The sequence below is a fragment of the Halomonas sp. 707D4 genome (assembly GCF_024158685.1).
In the GTDB taxonomy this organism is placed as follows: domain Bacteria; phylum Pseudomonadota; class Gammaproteobacteria; order Pseudomonadales; family Halomonadaceae; genus Vreelandella.
This window is the reverse complement of the sequence record NZ_JAMZBD010000564.1, coordinates 1-1768: the sequence shown is the minus strand read 5'-3', so window position 1 is coordinate 1768 and position 1768 is coordinate 1. Positions and strand designations below refer to the sequence as shown.

Below are 1768 nucleotides of genomic sequence, written 5' to 3'. Positions count from 1 at the left end.
CTGACGCCCATCAGGTCGAGTCCGTTGCGCAGCACCTGGCGGGTGGCGATGCCGAGCGCCAGGCGAACGTTTCGAAGCGCGTCGTCGTCGACCATCACCAGCACGGTACCGCCCCCTGGCAGGCCCAGGACGACACGCCCCAAGCCACGGTGCTGCCCAAGTCCTCCCAGGGCGGCGACGAGCGCGGCGCGGCCCGCCAGAGCGAGAACCCGTCCGAGCCGGCGATGCCGACCTTCGAGTTCTACACGTTACTGCCGGAAACCGAGGTCATCGCCCCCGGCGTGGCGCTGCCGTCGACGGTCAGCCGCCCCGAGGTCGCCGAGACGCCGAACGAGCCCGCCGCCGACACCACCGGGGGCGACGACCTGATCGCCCAGGTGATCGCCGCCAACCCCCGCCCCGAGGAGCAGTCGAGCGCGCAGGCCCCGACCCCGGCACAGGCGCCCGCCGCCGCGCCGGAGCGCTACATGCTCCAGGCGGCCTCCTTCAAGGACCTCGCCGATGCCGAGCAGCTACGCTCGCGGCTTCGAAACCTGAGCCTCTTGGCCCAGATCACCGAAGTGCAGGCCAGCGGCGACACCTGGCACCGTGTCCAGGTCGGCCCGTACGAGGACACCCGCGAGCTCAACCGCGCTCAGGATTTGATGACGACCCAGGGCATCGAGCCGCTGCTGATCCAGCTGCAGAACTGACGCGCTGCGACAATCTGCCCCTCCCCACGCTGCGGGCGGTTGATTTTTCATCGACCGCCCGCATTTTGTTGTCATTCGCTTTATCGACGCGCCCGTTCATCCGGCGCTCAACCCAGTTGCGGTCGCCTGGCGACCGACACGTCATCGGGAGCCTCGCTCCCTCAAGGAGTCATCTCCATGACCACGATCGTATCCGTACGCCGCGGTAACCAGGTCGCCCTCGCCGGCGACGGCCAGGTCTCGCTTGGCAATACCGTGATGAAGGGCAACGCCAGCAAGGTGCGCCGCCTCTACCGGGGCAAGGTGCTCGCTGGCTTTGCCGGTGGCACCGCGGACGCCTTCACCCTGTTCGAGCGCTTCGAAGCCCAGCTCGAGAAGTACCAGGGCCACCTGACCAAGGCCGCCGTGGAACTGGCCAAGGACTGGCGCACCGACCGGGCGCTGCGCCGCCTCGAGGCGCTCCTGGCCGTGGCGGATCACAGCGCCTCCCTGATCATCACCGGTAATGGCGATGTGGTGGAGCCCGAGCGCGGCATCATCGCCATCGGCTCCGGCGGTAATTTCGCTCAGGCCAGCGCCCGGGCGCTTTTGGAAAACACCGAACTCAGCGCGCGGGAAATCACCGAGAAATCCCTGCAGATCGCGGGTGACATCTGCGTATTCACCAACCACCACGTCACGCTCGAAGAGCTGAACATCGACGACCGTTGAGGCCTTTTTCATGACCCAGATGACCCCCCGCGAAATCGTTCACGCCCTCGATCAGTACATCATCGGCCAGAAGGATGCCAAGCGCGCCGTGGCCATTGCGCTTCGCAACCGCTGGCGGCGCATGCAGCTCGATAGTGATCTGCGCCCGGAAGTCACGCCGAAGAACATCCTGATGATCGGCCCGACCGGCGTGGGCAAGACCGAGATCGCCAGGCGCCTGGCCAAGCTCGCCCGCGCGCCGTTCATCAAGGTGGAAGCGACCAAGTTCACCGAAGTCGGCTACGTCGGTCGCGACGTCGAGTCGATCGTTCGTGATCTGATGGAAGCGGCGATCAAGATGGTGCGCGAGCACGCCAAGGAGGAGG

4 protein-coding genes are annotated in these 1768 nt (G+C 66.7%); 3 read left to right on the top strand and 1 reads right to left on the bottom strand.

Going from position 1 to position 1768, the window contains the following annotated elements:
• A partial coding sequence (locus BIS11_RS16610) for a hypothetical protein (protein ID WP_253586593.1) occupies window positions 1-62 on the bottom strand: 62 nt, incomplete at its 3' end.
• Between BIS11_RS16610 and BIS11_RS16605 the strand changes: the two genes are divergently transcribed.
• The 3 genes from BIS11_RS16605 to BIS11_RS16595 all read left to right on the top strand — a co-directional run.
• The gene (locus BIS11_RS16605; protein WP_253586592.1) at window positions 36-692 is read left to right on the top strand and encodes an SPOR domain-containing protein; all 657 of its coding nucleotides are present in this window, start codon (window positions 36-38) and stop codon (window positions 690-692) included. The genes BIS11_RS16610 and BIS11_RS16605 overlap by 27 nt on opposite strands.
• A 177-nt stretch (window positions 693-869) precedes the next feature.
• On the top strand, window positions 870-1403 hold the full coding sequence (hslV, locus tag BIS11_RS16600; protein WP_253426047.1) for an ATP-dependent protease subunit HslV: 534 nt from the start codon (window positions 870-872) through the stop codon (window positions 1401-1403).
• A gap of 10 nt (window positions 1404-1413) precedes the next feature.
• Window positions 1414-1768, top strand: a 355-nt coding sequence (locus BIS11_RS16595; protein WP_253586591.1) for an AAA family ATPase, incomplete at its 3' end; no start/stop codon positions are given.

What these genes read in the sequence shown, in the direction of transcription:
- hslV (WP_253426047.1), top strand. Translation starts at nt 870, where the DNA reads ATGACCACGATCGTATCCGTACGCCGCGGTAACCAGGTCGCCCTCGCC.